Raw genomic sequence first — 24,589 nt, forward strand, 5'->3', positions numbered from 1 at the left:
GCGGGCCTCAGGCGTCAGGGTTCTCGATGAGCAGCGCCATGCCCTGGCCGCCGCCGACGCAGGCGGAGACCACGGCGTAGCGGCCGCCGCGGCGCTGCAGTTCCCGCGCGGCGGTCAGCGTGAGCCGCACGCCGGTGGCGGCCAGCGGATGGCCCAGCGCGATGGCGCCGCCATTGACGTTGAGCCGGTCCAGGTCCAGACCGAGCTCCTTCGCGCAGGCCAGGGTCTGGGCGCCCTGGGCCTCGTTGATCTCGAAGAGGTCGATGTCGGCCAGCGTCAGCCCGCAGCGCGACAGCAGCGCGCGGATGGCCGGCGCGGGGCCGATGCCCATGATCTCGGGCGGCACCCCGGCGGCCGCCGCGCCGCGCAGGCGCGCCAGCGGCCGCAGCCCGCGATCGCGCACCTGGACGCCGGAGGCCACGACCACCGCCGCCGCGCCGTCCACCAGCGCCGAGGAGTTGCCCGCCGTCTGCACGCCGCCCTCGTAGACCGGCCGCAGCGCGGCCAGCGCCTCGAACGAGGACGGACGCGGATGCGTGTCGCGGTCCGCGACGGCGACCTTGCGCGGCAGCCGGATGCCGCGCGGCTCGTAGCCGTCGAGCTCGAAGCGCTCGCTCGTCACCGGCACGATCTCGCCGGCATGGAAGCCCTCGGCCTGCGCGCGCAGCGCGCGCTCGAACGAGGACGCGGCATAGGCGTCGACCTCGGCGCGCGTGATGCCGTACTGGCGGGCGAGGTTCTCGGCGGTCTGGATCATCGAGACCTTCGCGGCCGGGTCGTCCAGCGCTTCCCACAGGAAGTCCTTGAACTCGACCGGCGCGCCGAGCCGGAAGCCGCCGCGGTGCGTGTAGGCGCAGATCGGGTTGCGCGACATCGACTCCGCGCCCACCACCAGCGCCAGGCTGGCGTAGCCCAGCGTGATCTGGTCCGCGGCCTGGCGAATGATCTCGAAGCCGCTGCCACAGATGCGCTGCGCCAGGATGGCCGGCACCGCGATGGGCACGCCGGCGTACAGACCGACGTGGCGCGGCAGCATGTAGGCATCGAAGGAGGCCTGCGCCATCGAGGCGGTGACCACCGAGTCGATGGCGGCGCCAGGCACCTGGGCGCGCGTCAGCGCGGCGCGGGCCGCCTTGATGCCCAGGTCGATGGGCGAGACCTCGGCCAGCGCGCCGCAGTAGTCCACCAGCGGCGTGCGCGCGCCATCGAGGAGCCAGTGATCATCGAATCGGGCGGAGAAGTCGGGCATGGGAACGACTGGCGAGGCCAGTTGCTTGGCTGCTGATGATTAACAGTATTAACTAAAAGCGAGTCGTGTCTTTCAGGGTTTGCACGGATCTACACGTCGTGATCACCGGCTTTGAAGGCCATGAATCGCATGAGGATGGCGAGAATGAGCGGGCCAGTGGCGATGCCGCCGCTGGCCGCGAACCAGTGGATTGATTAGCGAAATGAATCGATCGCCGGAGGGCGATATCGCGGCTCAGCCGGCGGGCGCGGGCGGTTGCGCGGCGCGCTGGAGCCGGTAGGCCAGCTGCGCGCGCGTGAGTCCCAGCCGGCGGGCGGCGGCGGCGAGATTGCCGTGCTCGGCCTCGGTGGCCTCGCGCAGCAGCTGGCGCTCGATGGCGTCCAGCGCCACGTGGCCGGCGCTGCCGGGATGCAGGGCCTCGCCCAGCAGGTCCAGCAGGCGCGGCGCAGGCGCCGCGCCCTTGCGCAGCGTGCCGTGCGCGCCGATGGCCAGCAGCGCCTCGTCGCTGAGCTGCTCGCGCCGGAACATGTGGGCCACGTCGATGGCTTGGCCGTCCTCGGCGGAGATGACGCCGCGCTCGACCAGGTTCTGCAGCTCGCGGATGTTGCCGGGGAAGGCGTAATGCAGCATGGCCCGCACCGCGCGGGGCGTGAAGCCGGTCGGGTGGCGGCCGTGCCGCTGGGCCTCGCGCCGCAGGAAATGCGCCATCAGCAGCGGGACGTCGTCGCGCCGCTCGCGCAGCGGCGGCAGGTGGATGGGGTAGACGTTGAGGCGGTAGTAGAGGTCCTCGCGGAAGCGCCCGGCGCTGACCTCGGCCTGCAGGTCGACGTTGGTCGCGGCGACCACGCGGACGTCGACCTCCAGCACGCGCGTGCCGCCCACGCGCTCGATCTCGCCCTCCTGCAGCGCGCGCAGCAGCTTGCCCTGGCTGACCAGGCTGAGCGTGCCGATCTCGTCCAGGAACAGCGTGCCGCCGTGCGCCCGCTCGAAGCGCCCGGGGCGCGACTGGCTGGCGCCGGTGAAGGCGCCGCGTTCGACGCCGAAGAGCTCGCTCTCGATCAGCGTCTCCGGGATGGCGGCGCAGTTCACCGCCATGAAGGGCTCGGCCGCGCGCGGACTGATGCGATGCAGCCGGCGCGCGAAGGCCTCCTTGCCCACGCCCGACTCGCCGGTGAAGAGCACGGTGGCGCGCGTCGCGGCCACGCGCGCCAGCTGGTGGCAGGCGGAGTTGAAGGCGGAGGAGGCGCCGACGATGTCATGGCGTTCGGCCTGGCGGTCTGCGCGGCCTTCCGCGTGGCGTTCCGCGGGGGCTCCATCACGCTCGGCGGGCCGCTCGCCACGGGCGTCGGCCGGCGCGGCCGGCGACGACGGGGCGGGTTCCGCGGCGGCGTTGATGCGGCGGAAGTCCTTGGCCTCCAGGTAGCGCAGGTCCTCGCTGATGTCGCCCCAGGCCGCGGCGTGCCGGCCGATCACGCGGCACACGCTCGCGCCCATGGCGCGGCACTCCACCTCGCGGAAGATCACGAGCTGGCCGAACAGGCTGGTCACGTAGCCGGTGGCGTAACCCACCTGCGACCAGCAGGCGGCCTCGGTGCCCAGGCCGTAGGCGCTGATGTGCTCGTCGTCCTCGCTGGAGTGCTCCCAAAGGAACTCGCCCTCGTAGGTGCCGCGGTCGATGTCGAAGTCGAAGGCCAGCGGCGTCACCTTGACCACGCCCTCGAGCGCATGCAGCCGCGTACCGGCCATGAAGACGTTGGCCGCGTCGGCCTGCGGCCAACGCTCGCGCACCAGCTGCGCGTCGCGCGCGCCGGACACGTAGCCGGCGCGCGTGAGCAGGCCGCGCGCGCGCTCCAGGCCCAGCGTGTCGATCAGCTCGCGCCGCAGGTGCCCGACGGCGGAGCTGTGCAGCAGCAGCATGCGCTGGTCGTTGAGCCAGATGCGGCCGTCGCCCGGGGAGAAGAACAGCGACTCGGTCAGGTCGTCCATCGTCGGCTGCTGCGCCTCGACGAAGTGCCGGCTGTCGCCGCGGCGCAGCATCGTGCCGGTCTGGCGGGCCACTTCGGCCAGGGAGATGCGGGGCGGCTTGGTCATGGCTTGATCAATTGAGCAGATCGACCGCGGGTCGGGTTCTCAAATTGTTTTCATTTCATAAATATCGATGACCCGGGATAACCCGTGACGAGACCATCCACATTGGGGTGAGGGAAAGTCCCAGGGTGAGCGATGGTTCCACTCTGAAATCGATCCAGGAAGGCGCATCGATGCACCGCGGCGGCGCGCCGCCCTGGCGCGGCGCGGCACGGGCGTTGCACTGCAAGAGGGCGAGCGAACACCGGGTTCGTGCCTTTCAACCTCTTCAGCGTGGCCTGACATGACCTCTCGACCCTTCCTCGACCCCGCCCTGTGGCAGGAGCACGTGTACAGCGGCGGCTGGCGCGCCGCCGCGCAAGCCGCCGACCTGATCGAGCCGGCCACCGGCGCGGTGCTGACGCGCACCGGCATCGCCGTGGCCGCCGACGTGGCGCCGGCCGCGCGCGCCGCCGCGCAGGCCCAGGCGGACTGGGCGGCCACGCCGCCGCGCGAGCGCGCCGCGGTGTTCCTGCGCGCGGCTCAGCGCTTCCAGGACCACTTCGACGAGCTGGCGCTCTTCGTCACCCGCGAGAGCGGCGCCATCCTGCCCAAGGGCCAGCACGAGCTGCGCGAGGCCATCGCCTTCTGCCAGATCGCGGCCTCGATGCCGCTGCAATCCCAGGGGCAGGTGCTGCCCAGCACGCCGGGGCGGCTGTCGGTCGCGCGGCGCGTGCCGCTCGGCGTGGTGGGCGTGATCTCGCCCTTCAACTTCCCGCTGGTGCTGACGCTGCGCGTCGTGGCGCCGGCGCTGGCCGCGGGCAACGCCGTCGTCATCAAGCCCGATCCGCGCACGCCGGTCAGCGGCGGCTTCCTGATCGCCCGCGTCTTCGAGGCCGCCGGCCTGCCCGCCGGCCTGTTGCACGTGCTGCCGGGCGGCGCGGCCGTGGGCGAGGCACTGGTCGAGGATCCGGCCATCGCGATGATCTCCTTCACCGGCTCGGTCGGCGTGGGGCGCCGCATCGGCGAGCTGGCGGGCCGCCATCTGAAGAAGGTCTCGCTGGAGCTGGGCGGGAGCAATGCGCTGGTCGTGCTCGACGACGCCGACCTCGACCTGGCCGCGAGCAACATCGCCTGGGGCGCCTGGCTGCACCAGGGCCAGATCTGCATGGCCAGCAATCGCGTGCTGGTGCACGAGGCCATCGCCCCCGCCATCACCGAGCGCCTGGTGGCCAAGGCCCAGCAACTGCCGGTGGGCGACGGCGCCACCGGGCAGGTCGCGCTGGGGCCGCTGATTGACGAGCGCCAGCGCGACCGCGTGCACGCCGCGGTGCAGGCCAGCGTGCGGGCCGGCGCCCAGTTGCTGGCCGGTGGCACTTTCGATCGGCTCTTCTACAAACCCACCGTGCTGGCCGGCGTGCGGCCTGGCATGCCGACCTTCGACCACGAGACCTTCGGCCCCGTCGTCAACCTGGTGACCTTCAAGACGGACGAGGAGGCCGTGGCGCTGGCCAACGACAGCCAGGGCGGCCTGGCAGCCGGCGTGATCTCGCGCTCGGTCGGCCGCGCGCTGGCGCTGGGGCGGCAACTGCGCGCCGGCATGGTCCATATCAACGACCAGACGGTCAACGACGACGCGGTCAATCCCTTCGGCGGCCCCGGCATCGCGGGCAACGGCAACTCGCACGGCGGCCCCGGCGACTGGGAGCAGTTCAGCACCTGGCAGTGGCTGACCGTCAAGGACGCGCCGCCGCAGTTCCCGTTCTGACGCGCGCCGCGCGAGACGGCGCGGGCCCGCGGCAGCAGACAGACGACAACACACAAGGAGACAAGCATGAACTTCCATGGCAAGACCATCGTCATCACCGGCGCGAGCTCCGGCATCGGCGCCGAGACCGCGCGCTTCCTGCGCCTGAAGGGCGCGCGCGTCATCGGCGTGGACCGCAACGAGCCCGCGCTGACGCTGGACGGCTTCATCAAGGCCGACCTGTCGGAGCAGGCCGCGATCGACGCCGCCTTCAAGCAGTTGCCCGAGCGCTTCGACGCGCTGTGCAACGTCGCCGGCGTGCCCGGCACCGCGCCGGTGGACCGGGTGGCGCGGGTCAACTACCTCGGGCTGCGTCACCTGTGCACGCGCGCCGTCGAGCGCCTGCCCCATGGGCATCAAGGCGGCGCGATCGTCAACATCGCCTCCATCCTCGGCGCCGAATGGCCCGAGCGGCTGGCGCTGCACAAGGCGCTGGCGGAGACGCCCAGCTTCGAGGCCGGCCTGGCCTTCCTCGCGAAGAAGCCGGTGCCGCAGGAGACCTGCTACCAGTACTTCAAGGAAGCGCTGATCGTCTGGACCCTCACGCAGTCGCAGAAGTGGTTCCTCGGCCACGGCGTGCGGATGAACTGCGTCGCGCCCGGTCCGGTGATGACGCCCATCCTGGGCGACTTCGTGCAGATGCTTGGCGAGGAGCGCGTGCAGCGGGACGCCCACCGCATCAAGCGCCCGGCGCTGGCGGACGAGGTCGCGCCCGTGATCGCGTTCCTGTGCGCCGATGAGTCGCGCTGGATCAGCGGGGCCAACCTGCCGGTCGATGGCGGGCTGGCCTCGACCTACCTCTGATTCATTCAAGCAGGCCGCCGAGCCCGCACCACCCTCGAGGAGACACCATGACCCGACCCACCCGCCTCGCGCTGGCGGCGGCGGCGGCGGCAGGCTTCGCCCTGCCGGCCGCGCACGCCTTCGACATCGACCTGCCCAGCAGCGACTACAAGCTGCGCCTGGACCTCACGCCCAAGTACAGCACCGCCGTGCGGCTCAAGAATCCGTCCGCCGCGCTGACGCGGCTGGACGTGGCCGTGGATCCCGGCACCGTCAATGAGGACGACGGCGACCACAACTTCAAGCGCGGACAGATCTCCAACCGCTTCGATCTGCTGGCCGAGCTCGACCTCACCAGCCAGAACTTCGGCGCGCGGCTCAGCGGCAATGCCTGGCACGACGCGGTCTACCTGCGCCGCAACCGCTACGCCGGCACCGAGGTCCAGGCCGGCGGCAACGACCTGGGCACCGCCGTGTCGACGTCCAACGGTTTCCCCGGCCAGGCCGCCAACGAGTTCCTGCCCGACACGCGCCGCCAGCACGGCCGCGGTGGCGAGTTCCTCGACGCCTTCGTCTACTTCAAGGGCGAGATCGCCGGCATGAAGGGCACCGTGCGCATCGGACGCCACACGCTGCAATGGGGCGAGAGCCTGTTCTTCGGCCAGAACGGCATCGCCAACGCGCAAGGGCCGGTGGACGTGGCCAAGATCATGTCGGTGCCCGGCTGGCAGTTCAAGGAAGTGCTGCTGCCGGTGGAGCAGGTGTCGGGCTCGCTGCAGATCGCCGAGGGCCTCTCGCTGGGCGCCTACTACCAGCTCAAGTGGCGGCCGAGCAAGATCCCCGGCGTCGGCAGCTACTTCTCCAACCAGGACTACGTCGGCACCGGCACCGTCAACTTCGGCCAGGCGCCCGACGGCAGTCCCATCCTGCTGACCTACGACAAGCGCCGCGACCTGCGTCCGCGCGACTCGGGGCAGGGCGGCGTGCAACTGCGCATCAGCCCGACCGGCAGCGACTTCGAGTTCGGCCTCTACGCCGCGCAGTACCACGACAAGACGCCCGCCGTGCCGGTGTTCGACTTCGTCAACGGCAACGTGCACCTGGCCTATGGCGACGACATCCGCACGATCGGCGCGAGCGTCACCTCATCGATCGGCCAGCTGAACTGGGCCGTCGAGGGCTCGTTGCGCTGGAATGCGCCGCTGAACAGCGACCCCGCCGTGCTGGGCCTGGGCCCGGTGCTGAGCTGCGGGGGCAGCGACGCGCCGTGCTTCGCGGTGGGCCGCACCGCCCACCTGCAGACCTCCGGCATCTACGTGCTGCAGCCCGGCGCGCTGTGGCAGGGCGGCTCGCTGCTGGCCGAGCTGGCCTACAACCGCCGGCTCAGCGTGACCAAGGACATCTTCGCCGCCAGCAACGGCGCGAGCCAGGGCATCGGCGGCCTGGACCCGAACACCACCAAGGGCGCCTTCGCGCTGCGCGTGCTGTTCGAGCCGCAGTACTTCCAGGTGCTGCCGGGCCTGGACCTGTCCGTGCCCATCGGACTGGGCTGGAACTTCGGCGGCCGCTCCTCGGCGGTCGCCAACTTCGCCGGCGGCGCCTCCAGCGCGGGGGACTACAGCATCGGCTTGAAGGGCAAGTACCAGAACGCCTGGAACGTCGCGCTGACCTACAGCGATTTCTTCGGCACCGCCAAGACCTTCACCGAGACCCTTGTCGCCGGCAGCGGCTCGCCGCGCCAGCTCACCTTCGGCCAGACGCTGCGCGACCGCGCCTACGTCAGCCTCGCCGTCTCGCGCACCTTCTGACGCTCCAGGAAAGACCCCATGAACCGCATCCACGCCAAGGCGGGCCTGCTCGCCGCTACCGCCGTCACCGCCACTACCGCCTCTGCCGGCATTAGCGCCCTGAGCGCCCTGAGCGCCGCCACCGCCGCCGCAGCGGCTCTGCTGCTGTCCGGTCCCGCGCTCGCCGCCGTCACGGCCGAGGAGGCCGCCCGGCTCAAGACCACGCTGACCCCGCTGGGCGCCGAGCGCGGCGCCAACAAGGACGGCAGCATCCCTGCCTGGGACGGCGGCATGACCAAGGCGCCTGCGGGCTTCAAGGCCGGCGACGCCCGGCCCGATCCCTTCCCGGGCGAGAAGCCGCTTTATGCGATCAGCGCGAAGAACATGGCCCAGTACGAGGCCAAACTCAGCGACGGCGTGAAGGCGCTGATGAAGAAGTACCCCGACTTCCGCATCGAGGTCTACCCGACCCACCGCACCGCCGCCGCGCCGCAATGGGTCTACGACAACACCTTCAAGAACGCCACGCGCGCCAAGCTCGTGGATAACGGCCACGGCACCGAGGGCGCCTATGGCGGGACGCCGTTCCCCATTCCCAAGGATGGCTACGAGGTGTTCCAGAACCATCGCCTGGCGTGGACCGGCACCTACATCCAGGCGCCGGTGCGCGTGTGGGTCGTGACGGCCGACGGCAAGCGCGCGATGGCCTCCGGCGGCACGCAGAGTTTCCGCAAGCAGTTCTACGATCCCGAGGGCAGCCTCGAGAAGTTCGATGGCTACTACCAGCTCGGCAAGTTCGCCGTCAGCGAGCCCGGCTCCAAGACCGGCGAGGCCATCCTCGCGCACGACAACCTGAACGCCAGCAACCCGCGCGGTCTGTGGCAGTACCTGGTGGGGCAGCGCCGCGTGCGCAAGGCACCATCGGTGGCCTACGACACGCCGGACTCGGTGACCTCGGGCATCGGCCTGTTCGATGAAGCGTTCAACCTCTTCGGGCCCATCGACAAGCACACGCTCAAGCTGGTGGGCAAGCGCGAGCTCTACATCCCCTACAACAACAACCGCGCGGCCTCGGCCAAGGTGGCGGACCTGGTGACGCCGGGCACGCTCAACCCGAGCCTGGTGCGCTGGGAGCTGCACCGCGTCTGGGAGGTCGAGGCGACGCTGGCCGAGGGCAAGCGCCACGTGGTGCCCAAGCGCAAGTACTACATCGACGAGGACAGCTGGCAGATCATCCTGTTCGACGGCTGGGACGCCAAGGGCGACCTCTGGCGCACCAACTACACGCTGACGCTGCTGGCACCGGACATCCCGGCCCTGGTCGGCAACATGTACTGGGGCGGCTACGACCTGCAGACCGGCGCCTACTACCTGAACATGGCCAGCAACGAGCTGCCCAGTCAGTACAAGGTCGTCGCGCCGTTGCCGCGCAGCTTCTTCAGCCCCGAGGAACTGGCCAACGAAGGAGCGCGGTGATGCGCGGGCTGGCTGCCTTGGCGCTGCTGGCCTACGCCGTCTCGGCGCAGGCCACCGCACTCGTGCCCACCGCGGCCACGGCGGCCACGGCGCCCGGTGTGACCGCCGGGGCCGGCGCACCGGGCGGGCCCACCGGCGCCGCCGTCGCCGCCGCGCCGACCGTGGCCACGCCGGCCGCGCTGACTGAACCGGCCCTGATCAGCCCCAAGGCGCTGGGCGCGGCGACGCTGGCGGTCGCGCGCGCCGGTGAGCGCCTGGTGGCCGCCGGCGAGCGTGGCACCGTGCTGTGGTCCGACGACGGCGGCAAGACCTGGCAGCAGGCCCGGGTGCCGGTGCGCGCGGGGCTGACGGCGCTGCGCTTCGTCGACGCCCGCCACGGCTGGGCCGCCGGCCATCTCGGCGTCATCCTGAAGACGGACGACGGCGGCAAGACCTGGTCGCTGCAACTGGACGGGCTGCGCGCGGCCCAGGCGATGCTGGCTGCCGCGACCGATGACGCCAGCCGCCGCGCCGCGCAGCGCCTGGTGGAGGAGGGCGCCGACAAACCCTGGTTCGACCTGGAGGCGATCGACGCGCAGCGGGCCATCGCCGTCGGCGCCTACGGCCTGGCCATGGCCACGCGCGACGGCGGCAGGACCTGGGACCCGCTGCCGCTGCGCGCGGTCAATCCGCGCGGCTTGCACCTGTACGGCGTGCGCGCCGTCGGCGGGCACTGGGTCATCGCCGGCGAGCAGGGCCTGCTGCTGCGCTCCAGCGATGACGGCGCCACGTTCTCGGCCCTGGCCTCGCCGTACAAGGGCAGCTTCTTCGGCCTGCTGTCCACGCGCAGCGGCGCGCTGCTGGCCTACGGCCTGCGCGGCAGCGTCTACCGCTCCGGCGATGCCGGTGTGAGCTGGGACAAGGTGGAGCTCGGCACGCCGGTCAGCCTGCAGGCCGGCCTCGAACGCGCGGACCGCGGCGAGCTCGCGCTGCTGGCGCAGAACGGCGAGCTCTTCGTCAGCACCGACGACGGCCACCGCTTCACGCGCCGTCCCCCGCCCGCCGGGCCCCTGCCGGCCGCCGGCCTCGCCGCCGCCCCCGACGGCGCCTGGGTCATCGCCAGCCTGCGCGGCACGCGCCGCGCCCCACCCACTCCCTGACACCGACGACGATGCACGCCGCCACCAACCTGGCCGGTACCCCACCCGTGGTGACCCGGCTCGACGACTTCGACACCCGCTCCGGCTCCTGGGCCGAGCGCTTGCTGTTCAACCATCGGCCCTGGGTCATGCTGCTTTGCCTGCTGGCCACGCTGTGGCTGGGCCAGCAGGCCTGGCGCCTGACGCTCAACGCCAGCTTCGAGAAGACCATCCCGACCCTGCATCCCTACATCGCCAACTACCTGGCGCACAAGGGCGACCTCGGCGGCCAGGGCAATGCGCTGCGCATCGTCGTCGAGGCCCGCCAGGGCACCATCTACGACCAGCGCTACCTCGACACGCTGCAGAAGATCAGCGACGAGGTCTACCTGATGCCGGGCGTGGACCGGCCCTTCATGAAGTCGCTGTGGACGGCCAACACGCGCTGGGTGGCCGTGACGGAGGAGGGCCTGGACGGCAACACCGTGATGGGCGACAGCTATGACGGCTCGCCCGCCGCGCTGGCCGAAGTCCGCGCCAACGTCGAGCGCTCCGGCGAGATCGGCCAGATCGTCGCCGGCGACGCGCGCTCCAGCATCGTCTTCGCGCCGCTGCTGGACGTGAATCCGAAGACCGGCCAGGCGCTGGACTACGGCGCGCTGGGCCGGCAGATCGAGGCGTTGCGCGCGAAGTACGACGGCGACGTCGTCACGCTGCACGTGACCGGCTTCGCCAAGGTCATGGGCGATCTCATCGAGGGGCTGCGCCAGGTGCTGGTGTTCTTCGGCGTGGCCCTGGTGATCTGCGCCGGCGTGCTGTGGGCCTACACGCGCTGCGTGCGCAGCACCGCGCTGGTGGTGGCCTGCTCGCTGATCGCCGTGGTGTGGCAGTTCGGGCTGCTGGCGCTGCTGGGCTACGCGCTGGATCCGTATTCGGTGCTGGTGCCCTTCCTGGTCTTCGCCATCGGCATGAGCCATGGCGCGCAGAAGATGAACGGGATCATGCAGGACGTGGGCCGCGGCATCCATCGCGTGGTGGCGGCGCGCTACACCTTCCGCCGGCTGTTCGTCGCCGGCCTGACCGCGCTGCTGTGCGACGCCGTCGGCTTCGCGGTGCTGGCGCTGATCCGCATCCAGGCCATCCAGGACCTGGCGCTGGTGGCCAGCATCGGCGTGGCGGTGCTGATCTTCACCAACCTCGTGCTGCTGCCCATCCTGCTGTCCTACGTGGGCGTGAGCCCGGCCGCCGCCAGGCGCAGCCTGCGCGACGACCCCGCGTTCAACCCGGCGGCCGGCGACGCCGGGCTGTGGCGCCTGCTCGACCGCTTCACGCGGCGCGGCCCGGCCACGATCGCGCTGGGCGTCGCGGCCCTCCTGGCCGTGGCGGGCTACGCCGTCAGCACGCGGCTGCACGTGGGCGACCTGGACCCCGGCGCCCCCGAGTTGCGCGCGGACTCGCGCTACAACCGCGACAACGACTACGTCACCCAGCATTACGCCGCGTCCAGCGACATCCTGGTCGTGATGGTCGCCACGCCCGAGGACCAGTGCACGCGCTACGGCACGCTGGCCAAGGTCGACCAGCTCGCCTGGCGGCTGGAGCAACTGCCCGGCGTCGAGTCCACCAACTCCATGGCCGCGCTCTCCAAGCTCGCGATGGTGGGCTACAACGAGGGCCAGCTGAAGTGGTATGAGCTCATCCCCAACGACAGCGCGCTCGGCGGCGTGCAGACGCGCGCGCCGCGCGAGCTGTTCAACCAGGGCTGCTCCTTCCTCTCGCTGTACGTCTACCTGAAGGACCACAAGGCCGAGACGCTGACGAGCGTCGTCGACACGGTCGAGGCCTTCATCGCCGCCAACGCCACCGCCACCGCCGCCGCCGCCGCACCGGGCCGCGGCGCCGGGCCGTCCGGGCCGTCCGGGACAGCGGCCGCGCCCTCCGAGCGCTTCATGCTCGCGGCCGGCTCGGCCGGCATCGCCGCGGCCACCAACATCGTCGTCAAGCAGGCGATGCGCGAGATGCTGTGGTGGGTCTACGGCGCCGTCGTCGTGCTGTGCTGGGTGACCTTCCGCTCGTGGCGGGCGGTGGTGGTGGCGGTGCTGCCGCTGGTGCTGACCTCCATCCTGTGCGAGGCCCTGATGGTGGGCCTGGGCATGGGGGTCAAGGTCGCCACGCTGCCGGTGATCGCGCTGGGCGTGGGCATCGGCGTGGATTACGCGCTCTACGTGCTCAGCGTCATGCTGGCCCGGCTGCGCGCCGGCGAGAGCCTGTCGGCGGCCTACCTGCACGCGCTGCAGTTCACCGGCCGCGTGGTCATGCTCACCGGCGTGACGCTCGCGCTCGCGGTGGGCACCTGGGCCCTGTCGCCGATCAAGTTCCAGGCCGACATGGGCCTGCTGCTCGCCTTCATGTTCGTCTGGAACATGGTCGGTGCGCTGGTGCTGCTGCCGGCACTGGCGCACTGGCTGCTCACCCCCCACCGGAGATCCTCATGCTCGACCAGCACTTGAAGCACCTGCTCGCCCAGGCGGCCGGCGCGCCCGACCTCTGCGACCTGCCGCCCGAGGCCAGCCGCGGCCTGTACCGCCAGATCTGCACGGCCGCGACGGTGCCGCCGGCCGATGTCGAGGTCACGCTGCACGAGGCCCGCTTCGGCGGCCAGGCGGTGCGCGTGCGCCTGTACCGGCCGCGCGGCGCGCAAGGACCGCTGCCGGTGACGCTCTACTTCCACGGCGGCGGCTTCGTGCTGGGCGACCTCGAGGGCTATGACGCGGTGTGCCGCCAGCTCTGCGCGGACAGCGGCGTCATGATCGTCTCGGCCGACTATCGCCTCGCGCCCGAGCATCCCTATCCGGCGGCGGTCGAGGACGCCATCGCCGCGCTGGGCTGGGTGGCCGAGTCCATCCGCGATCTCGGCGGCGATCCGGCCCGGCTGGCCGTGGCGGGCGACAGCGCCGGCGCGGCGCTGGCCGCTACCGCCGCGCTGCTGGCGCGCGACGCGGGCGGGCCGGCGATCGCGCTGCAGCTGCTGGTCTACCCGCCCGCCGCTGGCGGCCATGAGGGCGACTTTCCCTCCCGCGAGCGGCATGCCGCGGGCCCCACGCTGACGCGCCGGACGATGGACTTCTTCAGCCGGCATTACTTCGGCCCCGCGGCGAAGGCGCCCGACTGGCGCGGCGCGCCGCTGCTCGCGCCCAGCCTGGCCGGCCTGCCGCCGGCGCTGCTGGTGCTGGCGGCCCATGACCCGCTGCGCGACGAGGCGATGGCCTATGGCCAGGCGCTGGGCGCGGCCGGCAATGCCATCACCGTGGTCGAGTACCACGGCCTGGCGCATGGCTTCATCAGCATGGCCGGCGCCGTGCCGGCCGCGCGGCTGGCGCTGGGGCAGATGGCCGCCGCGCTCAGGCAGGCGCTGAACGGCTGAGCCGCGCCCTGGGCGTCAGCGCGCGACCTTGGCGAGCAGCTCCTGCAGCAGCTGGCGCTCGCCGCTGGTCAGGATGCCGTCGATCACCTGCTCGGTCTCCTGCAGCGCCGCCAGGCTCTTCTCGGCCAGGCGCGCGCCGGCGGGCGAGAGCCGCAGGTGCAGCGCACGCCGGTCGTTGGCCGAGCGCTCGCGCTTGACCCAGCCGCGCTCCTGCAGCCGGTCCAGGATCAGCGTCATCTGCGGCGCCGGCACCCGCAGCAGATCGCACAGGCGCTTCTGCGTGGTGTCGGGGTTGGAGAGGATCAGCTGCAGCAGCGTGAATTCCACGGGCCGCAGGCCCAGCGGGTCGCCCACGCCCTGGTTGAACAACTGGTTGGTGGTGACCGCCGCACGGGCAATGGCATAGCCCAGGGTGTGGGCCAGGCGGGACTGGTCGAGGGGAGGGTGCTTGTCACGCGGCGCGCTCATGGCCGAGCAGCATAACGGCTGCTTGCCCGTCGCCCGCGCTGCGGACCGCCCCCCGGACAGGCGTCATCCGGCATGGAGCTGCTGCTCGAGCCGGTGCAGCACCTGGTAGCAGGGCAGCACCTGGGCGACGCTGGCATTGGGCTCGCGGCCCTCGCGGATGGCGGCGAAGAACTCGCGGTCCTGCAGCTCGATGCCATTCATCGACACGTCGACGGCGGACACGTCCACGCGCTCGTCCTTGCCGGTGAACAGGTCGTCATAGCGGGCGATGTAGGTGCCGCTGTCGCCGATGTAGCGGAAGAAGGTGCCCAGCGGCCCGTCGTTGTTGAAGGACAGGCTGAGCGTGCAGATCGCGCCGCTCGCCGCCTTGAGCTGGATGCTCATGTCCATGGCGATGCCCAGTTCCGGATGGATCGGCCCCTGCAGCGCGTGGGCCTGCACGACCGGGCTGCGCGCCTGGTAGGCGAAGAGGTCGACCGTGTGGGCGGCGTGGTGCCAGAGCAGGTGGTCGGTCCAGCTGCGCGGCTGGCCCAGCGCGTTCATGTTGCTGCGGCGGAAGAAATAGGTCTGCACGTCCATCTGCTGCAGCGCGAAGCCGCCGGCCTCGACGCGCCGGTGCACCCACTGGTGGCTCGGGTTGAAGCGGCGTGTATGGCCGCACATCGCGACCTTGCCGCTGCGCGCGGCCAGTTCGACGACGGCTTGGCCCTCGCTCAGCACGTCGCACAGCGGGATCTCCACCTGCACGTGCTTGCCGGCCTTCAGGCAGGCCAGGGTCTGGCTCGCATGCATCTGCGTGGGCGTGCACAGGATGACGGCGTCGACCTGCGGCAGCGCGAGGCTGTCGGCCAGCTCGGTGGTGACGTGCGCGATGCCGTAGCGCTCGGCCACCTCGCGGGTCTTGGCCAGGTCGCGGCTGACCAGCGAGACGACCTCGACATCGTCGATGTGGCGGATGCCGTCCAGGTGCTTGATGCCGAAGGCACCGGCGCCCGCGAGCGCGACCCTGATCTTGCTGCTCATTTACGGGTTCTCCAGGATGAGGTGACCGACGGCCGTGTTGGAAGCCGGCACGTGATAGAAGCGGTGCTTCACGACCGGCCTGGCGCCGCCGGCGACATCGGCCATCGCGCCGCGGGCGATGAGCCACATGACCAGTTCGATGCCCTCGCTGCCGGCCTCGCGCACGTAGTCGATGTGCGGGATCTGACTGCAGGCCACCGGGTCGTCGATGAGCTGGTCGAGCCAGGCCTGGTCCCACTCGCGGTTGATGAGGCCGGCGCGCGGCCCCTGCAGCTGATGGCTCATGCCGCCGGTGCCCCAGATCTGCACGTTCAGCCCGGCGTCGAAGCTGTCCACCGCGCGGCGGATCGCCTGCCCGAGCTGGAAGCAGCGGCGGCCCGAGGGTGCCGGGTACTGCACGACATTGACCGCGAGCGGGATGACGCGGAAGGGCCAGGCCCGCGGTTGCCCGCACATCAGCGACAGCGGCACGGTCAGGCCGTGGTCCACGTCCATGCGGTTGACCAGCGTGAGGTCGAAGTCGTCCTGGATGACGCTCTGCGCGATGTGGGAGGCGAGCTCGGGATCGCCCAGCACCTCGGGCACCGGACGCGCGCCGTAGCCTTCGTCGGCCGGCGCGTAGCGCGCCGCCGTGCCCAGCGCGAAGGTGGGGATGAAGTCCAGGCTGAAGGCCGTGGCGTGGTCGTTGTAGACGAGCAGGACGACGTCGGGCCTCTGTTCGGCCAGCCACTGCTTCGAGAAGTCGAAGCCGCGGAACAGCGGCTGCCAATAGGGCTCGCCGGCCTTGCCCTGGTCCAGGGCGGCGCCGATGGCGGGCACGTGCGAGGTGTAGACGGATGCGGTGATGCGTGCCACGGTCAGACGTCCTTGGCCGCGTGGCCCTGGGGCTGATGCTGTGCCTGCGCGTCGCCGTCCTCGCCGATGCGGCGGTTGCCCTCGATGGAGCGGCCGCCGCCGAGCATCATGTCGCGGTACTCGGCCTCGGTCATGCCGGTCATGCTGCCGGCCATCTGCTGGAAGCTGCGCCCGTCGGTGGCGCCGATCTTGGCCAGGAAGTAGATGTTGCCGCCCAGGCGGATGCATTCGTTCAGGTCGCGCGCCAGCACGGCGGCCTTCTGCGCGTCGGTCATCGGCCAGTCGTCCAGGTAGGCGCGCTCGTCGGCCTTGAAGCGGACGCGGTTGTCGGCCTTCATCAGCGACATGCAGAACTGGTTCAGCCAGTAGCCCTTGCGGGACTGGTCGGCATCGAAGATGGTGGTGCCGGGGATGTCCTTGTACGGTTTGTCGAGTGCCATGGGGTCAGAGCTCTTCAGGCCAGTAGAGACGCATCGGGTTGTCCACCAGCAGTTTGCGCTGCAACGCGGCCGTGGGCGCGATGTGCGGGATGAAATCGACCAGCAGGCCGTCGTCGGGCATGTGGTCCTTCAGGTTCGGATGCGGCCAGTCCGTGCCCCAGAGCACGCGGTCGGGGAAGGATTCGACGACGCGGCGCGCGAAGGGGACGACGTCCCGGTACGCGGCCTGCTCGCCGTCCAGCGCGCGCGGGCCGGTGACGGACAGCCGCTCGGGGCAGCTGACTTTGCTCCAGACGTTCGGGTGCTCGCGCATGAACTTCAGGAAGAGCGCGAACTCGGGACCGTCGACGGGCTGGGAGACGTCCGGACGGCCCATGTGGTCGACGACCACGGTGGTGGGCAGCGCGCTGAAGAAGTCCCACAGCTCGGGCAGGTCCACGGCCTCGAAGTAGATGACGACATGCCAGCCCAGCCGCGCGATGCGCCCCGCGATCTCCATCAATTCGTCCCGGGGCGTGAAGTCGACCAGCCGCTTGACGAAGTTGAAGCGCACGCCGCGCACGCCGGCCGCGTGCAGGCGCTGCAGTTCGTCGTCGCCGATGTCGCGCCGCACGGTGGCCACGCCGCGCGCGCGGCCGCCCGAGGCCAGGCAGGCATCGACCATCGCGCGGTTGTCCGCGCCGTGGCAGGTGGCCTGCACGATGACGTTGCGCGCGAAGCCGAGGTGGTCGCGCAGCGCGAAGAGCTGCGCCTTGCTCGCGTCGCACGGCGTGTACTTGCGCTCGGGCGCGTAGGGGAACTCGCCGCCCGGGCCGAACACGTGGCAGTGCGCGTCGACGCTGCCTGCGGGCAGCTGGAAGCGGGGGCGGCTCGGGCCGGCGTACCAGTCCAGCCAGCCAGGGGTCTTGGTGAATGCCACGGCGGGGCCTCGGGTCAGTCGATGTAGCGCAGGCCGGCCTTCTCGAGGGGCTCGCGCATCTTGTACATGTCCAGGCCGAGCACGCCGGCCGCCAGCCTGGCGCGCTTCTCGCCCTCCAGGCTCTCCCGCTTGCGGGCGGCCTCCAGCGTTTCGACGGCGCGAGCGGCCGGCACGCAGACGACGCCATCGTCGTCCGCGACGATCACGTCGCCCGGCGTGATCCACATGCCGGCGCAGACGACGGGGATGTTGACCGAGCCCAGCGTGGCCTTGATGGTGCCCTTGCTGCTGATGGCCTTGCTCCAGACCGGAAAGCCCATCTGCTGCAGCGTCCTGACGTCGCGCACGCCGGCGTCGATGACCAGCGCGCGCGCGCCGCGCGCCTGGAAGGAGGTGGCGAGCAGGTCGCCAAAGTAGCCGTCGCTGCATTCGGCGGTGACGGCCGCCACCACGATGTCGCCGGGTTGGATCTGCTCCGCCGCGACATGCATCATCCAGTTGTCGCCCGGTTGCAGCAGCACGGTCACGGCCGTGCCCGAGACCTGCGCGCCCGGGTAGATCGGCCGCATGTAGGGCTTGAGCAGGCCGACGCGGCCCATGGCCTCGTGCACCGTGGCCGAGCCGAGCGCGGCGAGCGCATCCGCCGCTTCGCGGTCGGCGCGCCGGATGTTGCGATGGACCACACCGAGTTCGTACATCTCAGAGCCCCTTTGCCTTCAGCCTCGCGTCCAGCCGCGGATAGACGCGGCGCGCGTTGCCTTCGTAGATCGCGTGCTTCTCGTCGGCCCTGAGCTGGGTGCTGGCCTCGATGTAGCGCTTCGTGTCGTCGTAGTGGAAGCCGGTCTCCGGATCGATGCCGCGCACCGCGCCGATCATCTCGCTGGCGAAGAGGATGTTCTTCACCGGCACCACCTTCGTCAGCACGTCGATGCCGGGCTGGTGATAGACGCAGGTGTCGAAGAAGACGTTGTTCAGCAGATGCTCGGTCAGCAGCGGCTTCTTGAGCTCCTGCGCGAGCCCGCGGTAGCGGCCCCAGTGGTAGGGGGCGGCGCCGCCGCCGTGCGGGATGATGAACTTCAGCGTCGGGAAGTCTTTGAACAGGTCGCCCTGCAGCAGCTGCATGAAGGCGGTCGTGTCGGCGTTGATGTAGTGCGCGCCGGTGGTGTGGAAACAGGCGTTGCAGCTGGTGCTGACGTGGACCATCGCCGGGATGTCGTACTCGACCATCTTCTCGTAGAGGGGGTACCAGTGGCGGTCGGTCAGCGGCGGGCTGGTCCAGTGGCCGCCGGAGGGATCGGGGTTGAGGTTGATCGCGACGTTGCCGTACTGCTCCACGCACTTGATCAGCTCGGGAATGCAGGTTTCAGGCGCGACGCCCGGGGACTGCGGCAGCATCGCGGCGGGGACGAAATGCTCGGGGAAGAGCTCGCTGACGCGGAAGCAGAGCTCGTTGCAGATCGCGGCCCAGGTGCTGGAGACCTCGAAGTCCCCGATGTGATGGGCCATGAAGCTGGCGCGCGGGCTGAAGATCGTCAGGTCCGAGCCGCGCTGGCGCATCAGCCGCAGCTGGTTGCTCTCGATGGTCTCGCGCAGCTCGTCGTCGCTGATCCTCAGGTCGGCGGCCCGGGGCTTGAGCGACGGATCCTTGATGGCGGCGATCTGCTGGTGGCGCCAGTCCTCCAGCGCCTTGGGCGCGGTGGTGTAGTGGCCGTGGATGTCGATGATCATGGGACGGGTCCGGAAGGGTCAGTGGGCGAGCGCGCTGGCCGCGGGCTCGTCGTCGGGATCGGTGGCGCGATCGGTGCCGCGCTTGACCCACAGGGCCGCGGCGGCGATGAGCGCGGGAATGGCCACGACCGTGAAGACCGTGCCGATGCTGGCCTGCATCAGGTTGAGCTGGGCCACCAGGAAGGAGCCCGCGATGCCGCCGAAGCGGCCCACGCCCATCATCCAGGCCACGCCGGTGGCGCGTCCGTTGGTGGGATAGAAGGCCGCGGCCAGTGGCGCCAGCGAGGACTGCGAGGTGTTCATCAGCACGCCGGCCAGGAAGACGCTGACGACGAGCAGGCCCACCTGACCCACCAGCTGGCCGATCGAGAAGATCGCCACCGAGGTCAGCGCCCAGCCCAGCGCCAGCAGCCGGTTGGGCTCGAAGCGGTCCATCAGCCAGCCGAAGAACACGGCGCCGATGCCGCCGAGCGGGAAGAGGGCGGAGATCAGCGTCGCCGTCCGCGGCTCCAGCCCGGCTTCCTTCAGCAGCAGCGGCATCCAGTTGATCAGGCCGTAGAAGATGACCAGGCCCATGAAGTAGGCGGTCCAGAGCATCAGCGTGCCCAGGCGGTAGGGCCGTGCCAGCACCTGGGCCAGGCCGCCGCGTTCGTTGGTGACGACGCGGGTCTCGCTGAGCGTGAAGCGGTCGTAGTCGTGGACGCGTGCGCCGGCGATGCGGGCCAGCGCGGCGCGGATGCGCTCGACGCTCTGGCGCCGCGTCACCAGGAAGCGCACCGATTCGGGCAGCAGCGCCACCATGACCAGCGTCAGCAGCAGCGGCGCGATGCCGCCCAGCACCAGCACGCTGCGCCAGCCCCATTGCGGAATCATCCACGCGGCCAGGAAACCGCCGCAGGCCGCGCCCAGCGGGAAACCGCAGAACATCAGGTTGGTCAGCGTGGAGCGGCGCGAGGTCGGACAGTACTCGCTCATCAGCGTCACGGCGTTGGGCATGGCGGCGCCCAGGCCCAGGCCGGTGATGAAGCGCAGCGTGGCGAGCTGCGACAGGTCGGCGGCGAAGGCCGAGGCCAGCGACGCCAGGCCGAAGACCAGCACCGCGATCGTCAGCACGCGCTTGCGGCCGAGGCGGTCGGCCGCCGGACCGGCCGACAGCGCCCCCGCGGCCAGGCCGAAGAGCGCCGCGCTGAGCACCGGGCCCAGCATCGGCTTGGTGACGCCCCACTCCTTGATGAGGGAGGGTGCGATGTAGCCGATGGCGGCGGTGTCGAAGCCGTCGAGCAGCACGATGAGGAAGCACATCGCGAAGACCAGCCACTGCCAGCCGGACAGCGGGTGGTCGTCGATGAGGCGCTGCACGTCCACCGTGCGGGCGCCGGCGGGGGCGATGGGTCGAGGGTCCAAGCTTGTCTCCTGGCGGTTGGACGGGTCAGCGCCCGTCTTGGGGGTCGCGCACGGCTTGCATGCCGTGTCGTCGTTTGGATTCGTCGCTGGCCGGGCTCGCCAGGAAGTCCAGCAGCGCCTGCGCCGCCTCGGGCCGGGCCGCGGTGACCGGGACGGCGCCGCTGAAGCGGCTCACGATCTCGAGCCCTGGCGGCATGCCGCCGAGCAGCGTGATGCCCGGCAGGTCCATCAGCTCGCTGAGCTGCTGGAAGCCGAGTTCGACCTCGCCGCTGGCCACCAGGCTGCCGACGGGCACGCCGGGTCGGGCCTGGACGAGGCGGTCCTTCAGCGCGTCCGTCAGGCCCCAGCGCTCGAACAGGGCCATCAGCGCCGTGCCGCTCGGACCGGTCGAATAGCCGATGGCGCGAGCCCCCAGGACCGCCGCGCGCAGGGCCGCCTCGCTGCCGGTGTCGGGCCGCGGCGCGCCGGCCTGCACGGCGATGGCGACGCTGGAATCGGCGATGGGCCGGATGCTGCCGGGCCGCAGCCGCCCATCGGCGTCGAGCCGGGCGATCGCGTCGCTGGCCAGCACGACGGCGTCGAAGACCTCGCCGCCGCACACCCGCCGGGCGGCATCCACGCCACCGACCGATTCGATCCGGGTCTCCGGTCCACCGGCCCGCGCATGGGCCTGGGCCAGGTCGGCGAGCAGATGCCGCGTGGCCATGGAGGAGATGAGGGTCAGTGCGGTGCTCATGCGCTCGCCGGTGGAAGGGGATGGAGGGCGATTCTTCGTGCATCGCGTCTATCACGCTAGGTCTGGCTCGGGCTAGCTGCTATATCGAATCGGCATCGCTTCTGCCAAGATCGCGGCATGACCCTGAACCAGCTCGAGTACTTCATCCAGGTGGCCGAACACGGCAGCTTCAGCAAGGCGGCGCTGGTGCTGGGCGTGGCCCAGCCGGCGCTGAGCCGGCAGGTGAGGGCGCTGGAGACGGAGCTGCACGAGACCCTGTTCCTGCGCAACGGCCGCGGCGTCGAGCTGACCGAGGCGGGACGCCGCCTGCTGGAGCATGGGCAGGGCATCCTGCATCTGGTGGCGCAGGCGCGCGACGACCTGTCGGCCCATCGCCATGAACCGCTGGGACAGATCGTCGTGGCGATGCCGCCGACGCAGGCGCGGCTGCACACGCTGCCCTTGATCGAGGCCTTCCGGGTCGCCTGTCCGCGCGCGCGGCTGGTCGTCATGGAGGGCTTCTCGGCCCATCTGACCGAGTGGCTGGTGTCGGGCCGGGCGGACCTGGCCCTGGTCTACAACCCGGAGCCGCTGCCGGCGCTGGAGATCCTGCCGCTGCGCGAGGAGTCGCTGCGCCTGCTCAGCCCTGCCGGCGCGGCGCCGCCGGGGCCGCTCACGCTGGCCGGACTGTCGCGCTACCCGCTCGTCATGCCGCAGCGCGGCCATGTGTTCCGCAAGCGCATGGAGGAGGCCGCCGCGATGGCGGGCGTGCAGCTGCGCGTGGACTGGGAGGTGTCGAGCGTGCCGGCGATCCTGGAGCTGGTGGGCGCGGGTCTGGGTCATGCGGCGCTGAGCGAGGACGTGCTGCGCGCCTTCGAGCATCCGGAGCGGCTGGCGGTCACGCCGTTCGCGGACGCCGACGTGCGCATGACGCTGTGCCTGGTGACGCCGGCGCTCAAGCGCTCGACGCCGCTGACGCAGCGCACGGCGGCCTTGCTGATGCGCCTGGCGCGCCAGGAGCCGCCGCCCCTGCGCTGAATCACCAGGGCAGGCCGACGTAGTTCTCGGCCATCGCCGTCATCGCGGCGTCGGAGCCGACCAGGTAGTCCAGCTCGGCGCGGCGCAGCCGGGCATCGATCGCGGGCTCGTCCGGCAGCGGGTGCATCAGGCCAGTGAACCACCACGAGAAGCGCTCGGCCTTCCAGACCCGGGACAGGCAGCGGGCCGAGTAATGCGTGATGCCGGCGTCGCTGCGCTCGCGGTAGTGCTCGATCAGCGCCTGCGACAGGTAGCGCACGTCGGAGGCCGCCAGGTTCAGCCCCTTGGCGCCGGTGGGCGGCACGATGTGGGCAGCGTCGCCGGCCAGGAACAGGCGGCCGAAGCGCATCGGCTCGGCGACGAAGCTGCGCAGCGGCGCGATGCTCTTCTCGAGCGAAGGGCCGGTGACGAGCGCGTCCGCGGTGCCGGGATCGAGACGCCGGCGCAATTCGTCCCAGAAGCGGGCGTCGCTCCAGTCCTCGGCCCGCTCGGTCAGCGGGACCTGGAGGTAGTAGCGGCTGCGGGTGCTGGAACGCATGCTGCACAGCGAGAAGCCGCGCTCGTGACGCCCATAGATGAGTTCGTGCGAGACCGGCGGCGTGTCGCTGAGCAGGCCCAGCCAGCCGAAGGGATAGACCTTCTCATGGGTCTGGATCGCGCCGGGCGGCACGCTGGCGCGGCTCACGCCGTGGTAGCCGTCGCAGCCGGCAATGAAGTCGCAGCGCACCTCGACGGTCTCGCCGTCCACGGTGCAGCGGGCCAGCGGATGGCCGGTGTCGAAGCCCGAGAGCTGCACATCCGCAGCGCCATGAAAGGTCGGCAGACCGGCAGCGGCGCGGGCCTGCATCAGGTCGCGCGTGACCTCGGTCTGGCCGTAGACCACCACCGACTTGCCGCCGGTCAGCCGGTGCAGGTCCACGTGATGGCGCTGGCCATCGACCATCAGATCGAAGCCGTGGTGCACGAGGCCCTCCGCGTGCATGCGGGCGCCGACGCCCGCTTCGTCCAGCAGGTCCGCTGTCGTCTGCTCGAGCACGCCGGCGCGGATGCGGCCCAGCACGTAGTCGCCGGTCTGGCGCTCCAGGATGAGGTTGTCCACGCCGGCCTTGTGCAGCAACTGCCCCAGCAGCAGCCCCGCCGGTCCGGCTCCGATGATGAGCACCTGGGTGCGCAAGGTCTTCATGTCCCGCTCCGTCTGTTTGTTGGTCTGGCCGCGAGACTAGGCCGGCGGAAGCGGGGAAGGAATGCACGCAGTGAACCAGTGATTGCACAATCCGAACCATGCCGCGCGCGCCCGCTTCTTCGCAATTGCCCTCGTATGAGCTCTATGGCGAGCTGGGACGGGACGCGGCGCTGGACGGGCTGCATCTGGAATCGATCGCCGATCGCAGCCGCTTGCACAATTGGGAAATCCGGCCGCACCGGCACGCCGCGCTGCTGCAGCTGCTGCTGATCGAGCGGGGCAGCGCCCGGGTCGGCATCGACGGCCGCGAGCTGACGCTGCGCGGGCCGGCGGCCGTGTGGGTACCGACCTTCGCGGTGCACGGCTTCGGTTTCGCGCCGGAGACGCAGGGGCAGGTCGTAACGCTGGACCAGGCGCGGCTGCGCAAGCTGCTGGAAGGTGCGGGCGGCCTGTGGGAGGAGCTGGGTCATGCGCGGGCGCTGCCGCTCAGGCGCGGATCGGCGCCGCTGAGCGGGCTGCGCTCGGTCACCGGCGCGCTGCGGACGGAGTACGCGGCCCTGCATCGCTGGCGCGGCCAGGCGCTGGATGGCGCGGTGCTGATGCTGGCGGCCCTGGTCGCGCGGCTGCCGCGGCTGGTGGAGGAGTCGGCGTCGAGCGGTGCGATCGAGGGGCGCTCGATGGTGCATCTGGCCCGCTTCCGGGAGCAGGTCGAGCGTCACTTCCGCCAGCACCCGCCGCTGGCGGCGCTGGCCGAGCCGCTGGGCATCACGCCCACTCAGCTGAACCGGCTGTGCCGCCGGCATCTGCATTGCTCGCCGCTGGACGTGCTGCATCAGCGCCTGCTGCTGGAGGCCAAGCGCGAACTGGGCTACACGACGCTGCAGGTGCGGCAGATCTCGGATGGGCTGGGCTTCTCGGACCCGGCCTACTTCACGCGGTTCTTCCGGCGGCTCACGGGGCGTTCGCCGAAGGACTGGCGTGAGGCGGAGCGGCAGCGGGACGCCGGTTGAGGGCTGGAGGGCCGCAACGCCTCGCTCCAAAGCCTTCGGCTACTGACTGATTGGTCGGACCGCCTGGGTCCTGGCGGTCGTTGACGTAGCCGCCG

The 24,589-nt window shown here is 71.1% G+C and carries 21 protein-coding genes; 9 read left to right on the forward strand and 12 right to left on the reverse strand.

Annotation, left to right across the window (positions count from 1 at the left end):
* Positions 1 to 7: 7 nt before the first annotated feature.
* Complete coding sequence (locus ABDW61_RS07310; RefSeq protein WP_343637694.1) at positions 8 to 1,249, reverse strand: thiolase family protein; 1,242 nt, start codon at positions 1,247 to 1,249, stop codon at positions 8 to 10.
* A gap of 234 nt (positions 1,250 to 1,483) precedes the next feature.
* Positions 1,484 to 3,340: a sigma 54-interacting transcriptional regulator gene (locus ABDW61_RS07315; protein ID WP_343637696.1), complete on the reverse strand. Its 1,857-nt coding sequence runs from the start codon at positions 3,338 to 3,340 to the stop codon at positions 1,484 to 1,486.
* 280 nt (positions 3,341 to 3,620) lie between these two features.
* Between ABDW61_RS07315 and ABDW61_RS07320 the strand changes: the two genes are divergently transcribed.
* The 7 genes from ABDW61_RS07320 to ABDW61_RS07350 all read left to right on the forward strand — a co-directional run bounded on the left by ABDW61_RS07320 (position 3,621) and on the right by ABDW61_RS07350 (position 13,711).
* The gene (locus ABDW61_RS07320) at positions 3,621 to 5,084 is read left to right on the forward strand and encodes a benzaldehyde dehydrogenase (protein WP_343637698.1); all 1,464 of its coding nucleotides are present in this window, start codon (positions 3,621 to 3,623) and stop codon (positions 5,082 to 5,084) included.
* 66 nt (positions 5,085 to 5,150) lie between these two features.
* Positions 5,151 to 5,927, forward strand: a complete 777-nt coding sequence (locus ABDW61_RS07325; RefSeq protein WP_343637700.1) for a coniferyl-alcohol dehydrogenase — start codon at positions 5,151 to 5,153, stop codon at positions 5,925 to 5,927.
* Positions 5,928 to 5,974: 47 nt separating this feature from the next.
* On the forward strand, positions 5,975 to 7,714 hold the full coding sequence (locus ABDW61_RS07330; protein ID WP_343637702.1) for a DUF1302 domain-containing protein: 1,740 nt from the start codon (positions 5,975 to 5,977) through the stop codon (positions 7,712 to 7,714).
* 18 nt (positions 7,715 to 7,732) lie between these two features.
* Complete coding sequence (locus tag ABDW61_RS07335; protein ID WP_343637704.1) at positions 7,733 to 9,169, forward strand: DUF1329 domain-containing protein; 1,437 nt, start codon at positions 7,733 to 7,735, stop codon at positions 9,167 to 9,169.
* The gene (locus ABDW61_RS07340) at positions 9,169 to 10,308 is read left to right on the forward strand and encodes a YCF48-related protein (protein WP_343637706.1); all 1,140 of its coding nucleotides are present in this window, start codon (positions 9,169 to 9,171) and stop codon (positions 10,306 to 10,308) included. The genes ABDW61_RS07335 and ABDW61_RS07340 overlap by 1 nt, the downstream gene beginning before the upstream one ends.
* 11 nt (positions 10,309 to 10,319) lie before the next feature.
* Positions 10,320 to 12,797, forward strand: coding sequence for an MMPL family transporter (locus ABDW61_RS07345; protein WP_343637708.1), 2,478 nt, complete (start codon positions 10,320 to 10,322; stop codon positions 12,795 to 12,797).
* The gene (locus ABDW61_RS07350) at positions 12,779 to 13,711 is read left to right on the forward strand and encodes an alpha/beta hydrolase (RefSeq protein ID WP_343637710.1); all 933 of its coding nucleotides are present in this window, start codon (positions 12,779 to 12,781) and stop codon (positions 13,709 to 13,711) included. The genes ABDW61_RS07345 and ABDW61_RS07350 overlap by 19 nt, the downstream gene beginning before the upstream one ends.
* 15 nt (positions 13,712 to 13,726) lie before the next feature.
* Here the strand turns inward: ABDW61_RS07350 and ABDW61_RS07355 are convergent, their stop codons facing one another.
* The 9 genes from ABDW61_RS07355 to ABDW61_RS07395 form a co-directional block, all read right to left on the reverse strand.
* Positions 13,727 to 14,179 (reverse strand): MarR family winged helix-turn-helix transcriptional regulator, encoded by a 453-nt coding sequence (locus ABDW61_RS07355; RefSeq protein WP_343637712.1) that lies wholly within the window; start codon positions 14,177 to 14,179, stop codon positions 13,727 to 13,729.
* A gap of 63 nt (positions 14,180 to 14,242) precedes the next feature.
* Positions 14,243 to 15,202: a Gfo/Idh/MocA family oxidoreductase gene (locus tag ABDW61_RS07360; RefSeq protein ID WP_343637713.1), complete on the reverse strand. Its 960-nt coding sequence runs from the start codon at positions 15,200 to 15,202 to the stop codon at positions 14,243 to 14,245.
* Positions 15,203 to 16,057, reverse strand: a complete 855-nt coding sequence (locus ABDW61_RS07365; protein WP_343637715.1) for a class III extradiol dioxygenase subunit beta — start codon at positions 16,055 to 16,057, stop codon at positions 15,203 to 15,205.
* A 2-nt stretch (positions 16,058 to 16,059) separates the two neighbouring features.
* Entirely contained in the window at positions 16,060 to 16,497 is a 438-nt protein-coding gene (ligA, locus tag ABDW61_RS07370) for a protocatechuate 4,5-dioxygenase subunit alpha (RefSeq protein ID WP_343637717.1), read from the reverse strand.
* Between the two features lie 4 nt (positions 16,498 to 16,501).
* Complete coding sequence (locus tag ABDW61_RS07375) at positions 16,502 to 17,416, reverse strand: amidohydrolase family protein (protein ID WP_343637719.1); 915 nt, start codon at positions 17,414 to 17,416, stop codon at positions 16,502 to 16,504.
* A 14-nt stretch (positions 17,417 to 17,430) separates the two neighbouring features.
* Complete coding sequence (ligK, locus tag ABDW61_RS07380; RefSeq protein ID WP_343637722.1) at positions 17,431 to 18,114, reverse strand: 4-carboxy-4-hydroxy-2-oxoadipate aldolase/oxaloacetate decarboxylase; 684 nt, start codon at positions 18,112 to 18,114, stop codon at positions 17,431 to 17,433.
* 1 nt (position 18,115) lies between these two features.
* A complete protein-coding gene (locus ABDW61_RS07385) occupies positions 18,116 to 19,144 on the reverse strand; it encodes an amidohydrolase family protein (protein ID WP_343637724.1) in 1,029 nt (342 codons plus the stop codon).
* 18 nt (positions 19,145 to 19,162) lie between these two features.
* Positions 19,163 to 20,548 (reverse strand): MFS transporter, encoded by a 1,386-nt coding sequence (locus ABDW61_RS07390; RefSeq protein WP_343637726.1) that lies wholly within the window; start codon positions 20,546 to 20,548, stop codon positions 19,163 to 19,165.
* A gap of 25 nt (positions 20,549 to 20,573) precedes the next feature.
* Positions 20,574 to 21,284 (reverse strand): substrate-binding domain-containing protein, encoded by a 711-nt coding sequence (locus ABDW61_RS07395; RefSeq protein WP_343637728.1) that lies wholly within the window; start codon positions 21,282 to 21,284, stop codon positions 20,574 to 20,576.
* A 117-nt stretch (positions 21,285 to 21,401) separates the two neighbouring features.
* On the opposite strand from ABDW61_RS07395, the gene ABDW61_RS07400 reads away from it, so the two are divergent.
* Positions 21,402 to 22,301, forward strand: coding sequence for a LysR family transcriptional regulator (locus tag ABDW61_RS07400; RefSeq protein ID WP_343637730.1), 900 nt, complete (start codon positions 21,402 to 21,404; stop codon positions 22,299 to 22,301).
* 1 nt (position 22,302) lies between these two features.
* On the opposite strand, the gene pobA is transcribed toward ABDW61_RS07400, so the two are convergent.
* Complete coding sequence (pobA, locus tag ABDW61_RS07405) at positions 22,303 to 23,475, reverse strand: 4-hydroxybenzoate 3-monooxygenase (protein ID WP_343637961.1); 1,173 nt, start codon at positions 23,473 to 23,475, stop codon at positions 22,303 to 22,305.
* A gap of 107 nt (positions 23,476 to 23,582) precedes the next feature.
* On the opposite strand from pobA, the gene ABDW61_RS07410 reads away from it, so the two are divergent.
* On the forward strand, positions 23,583 to 24,494 hold the full coding sequence (locus ABDW61_RS07410; protein ID WP_343637732.1) for a helix-turn-helix domain-containing protein: 912 nt from the start codon (positions 23,583 to 23,585) through the stop codon (positions 24,492 to 24,494).
* Positions 24,495 to 24,589: the final 95 nt, after the last annotated feature.

This window comes from Roseateles sp., from assembly GCF_039595595.1.
Classification (GTDB): Bacteria; Pseudomonadota; Gammaproteobacteria; order Burkholderiales; family Burkholderiaceae_C; genus Roseateles.

Coding starts and splice junctions, on each gene's coding strand:
- ABDW61_RS07310 (WP_343637694.1), bottom strand. CDS start 1,249: ATGCCCGACTTCTCCGCCCGATTCGATGATCACTGGCTCCTCGATGGC.
- ABDW61_RS07315 (WP_343637696.1), bottom strand. CDS start 3,340: ATGACCAAGCCGCCCCGCATCTCCCTGGCCGAAGTGGCCCGCCAGACC.
- ABDW61_RS07320 (WP_343637698.1), top strand. CDS start 3,621: ATGACCTCTCGACCCTTCCTCGACCCCGCCCTGTGGCAGGAGCACGTG.
- ABDW61_RS07325 (WP_343637700.1), top strand. CDS start 5,151: ATGAACTTCCATGGCAAGACCATCGTCATCACCGGCGCGAGCTCCGGC.
- ABDW61_RS07330 (WP_343637702.1), top strand. CDS start 5,975: ATGACCCGACCCACCCGCCTCGCGCTGGCGGCGGCGGCGGCGGCAGGC.
- ABDW61_RS07335 (WP_343637704.1), top strand. CDS start 7,733: ATGAACCGCATCCACGCCAAGGCGGGCCTGCTCGCCGCTACCGCCGTC.
- ABDW61_RS07340 (WP_343637706.1), top strand. CDS start 9,169: ATGCGCGGGCTGGCTGCCTTGGCGCTGCTGGCCTACGCCGTCTCGGCG.
- ABDW61_RS07345 (WP_343637708.1), top strand. CDS start 10,320: ATGCACGCCGCCACCAACCTGGCCGGTACCCCACCCGTGGTGACCCGG.
- ABDW61_RS07350 (WP_343637710.1), top strand. CDS start 12,779: ATGCTCGACCAGCACTTGAAGCACCTGCTCGCCCAGGCGGCCGGCGCG.
- ABDW61_RS07355 (WP_343637712.1), bottom strand. CDS start 14,179: ATGAGCGCGCCGCGTGACAAGCACCCTCCCCTCGACCAGTCCCGCCTG.
- ABDW61_RS07360 (WP_343637713.1), bottom strand. CDS start 15,202: ATGAGCAGCAAGATCAGGGTCGCGCTCGCGGGCGCCGGTGCCTTCGGC.
- ligA (WP_343637717.1), bottom strand. CDS start 16,497: ATGGCACTCGACAAACCGTACAAGGACATCCCCGGCACCACCATCTTC.
- ligK (WP_343637722.1), bottom strand. CDS start 18,114: ATGTACGAACTCGGTGTGGTCCATCGCAACATCCGGCGCGCCGACCGC.
- ABDW61_RS07385 (WP_343637724.1), bottom strand. CDS start 19,144: ATGATCATCGACATCCACGGCCACTACACCACCGCGCCCAAGGCGCTG.
- ABDW61_RS07395 (WP_343637728.1), bottom strand. CDS start 21,284: ATGAGCACCGCACTGACCCTCATCTCCTCCATGGCCACGCGGCATCTG.
- ABDW61_RS07400 (WP_343637730.1), top strand. CDS start 21,402: ATGACCCTGAACCAGCTCGAGTACTTCATCCAGGTGGCCGAACACGGC.
- ABDW61_RS07410 (WP_343637732.1), top strand. CDS start 23,583: ATGCCGCGCGCGCCCGCTTCTTCGCAATTGCCCTCGTATGAGCTCTAT.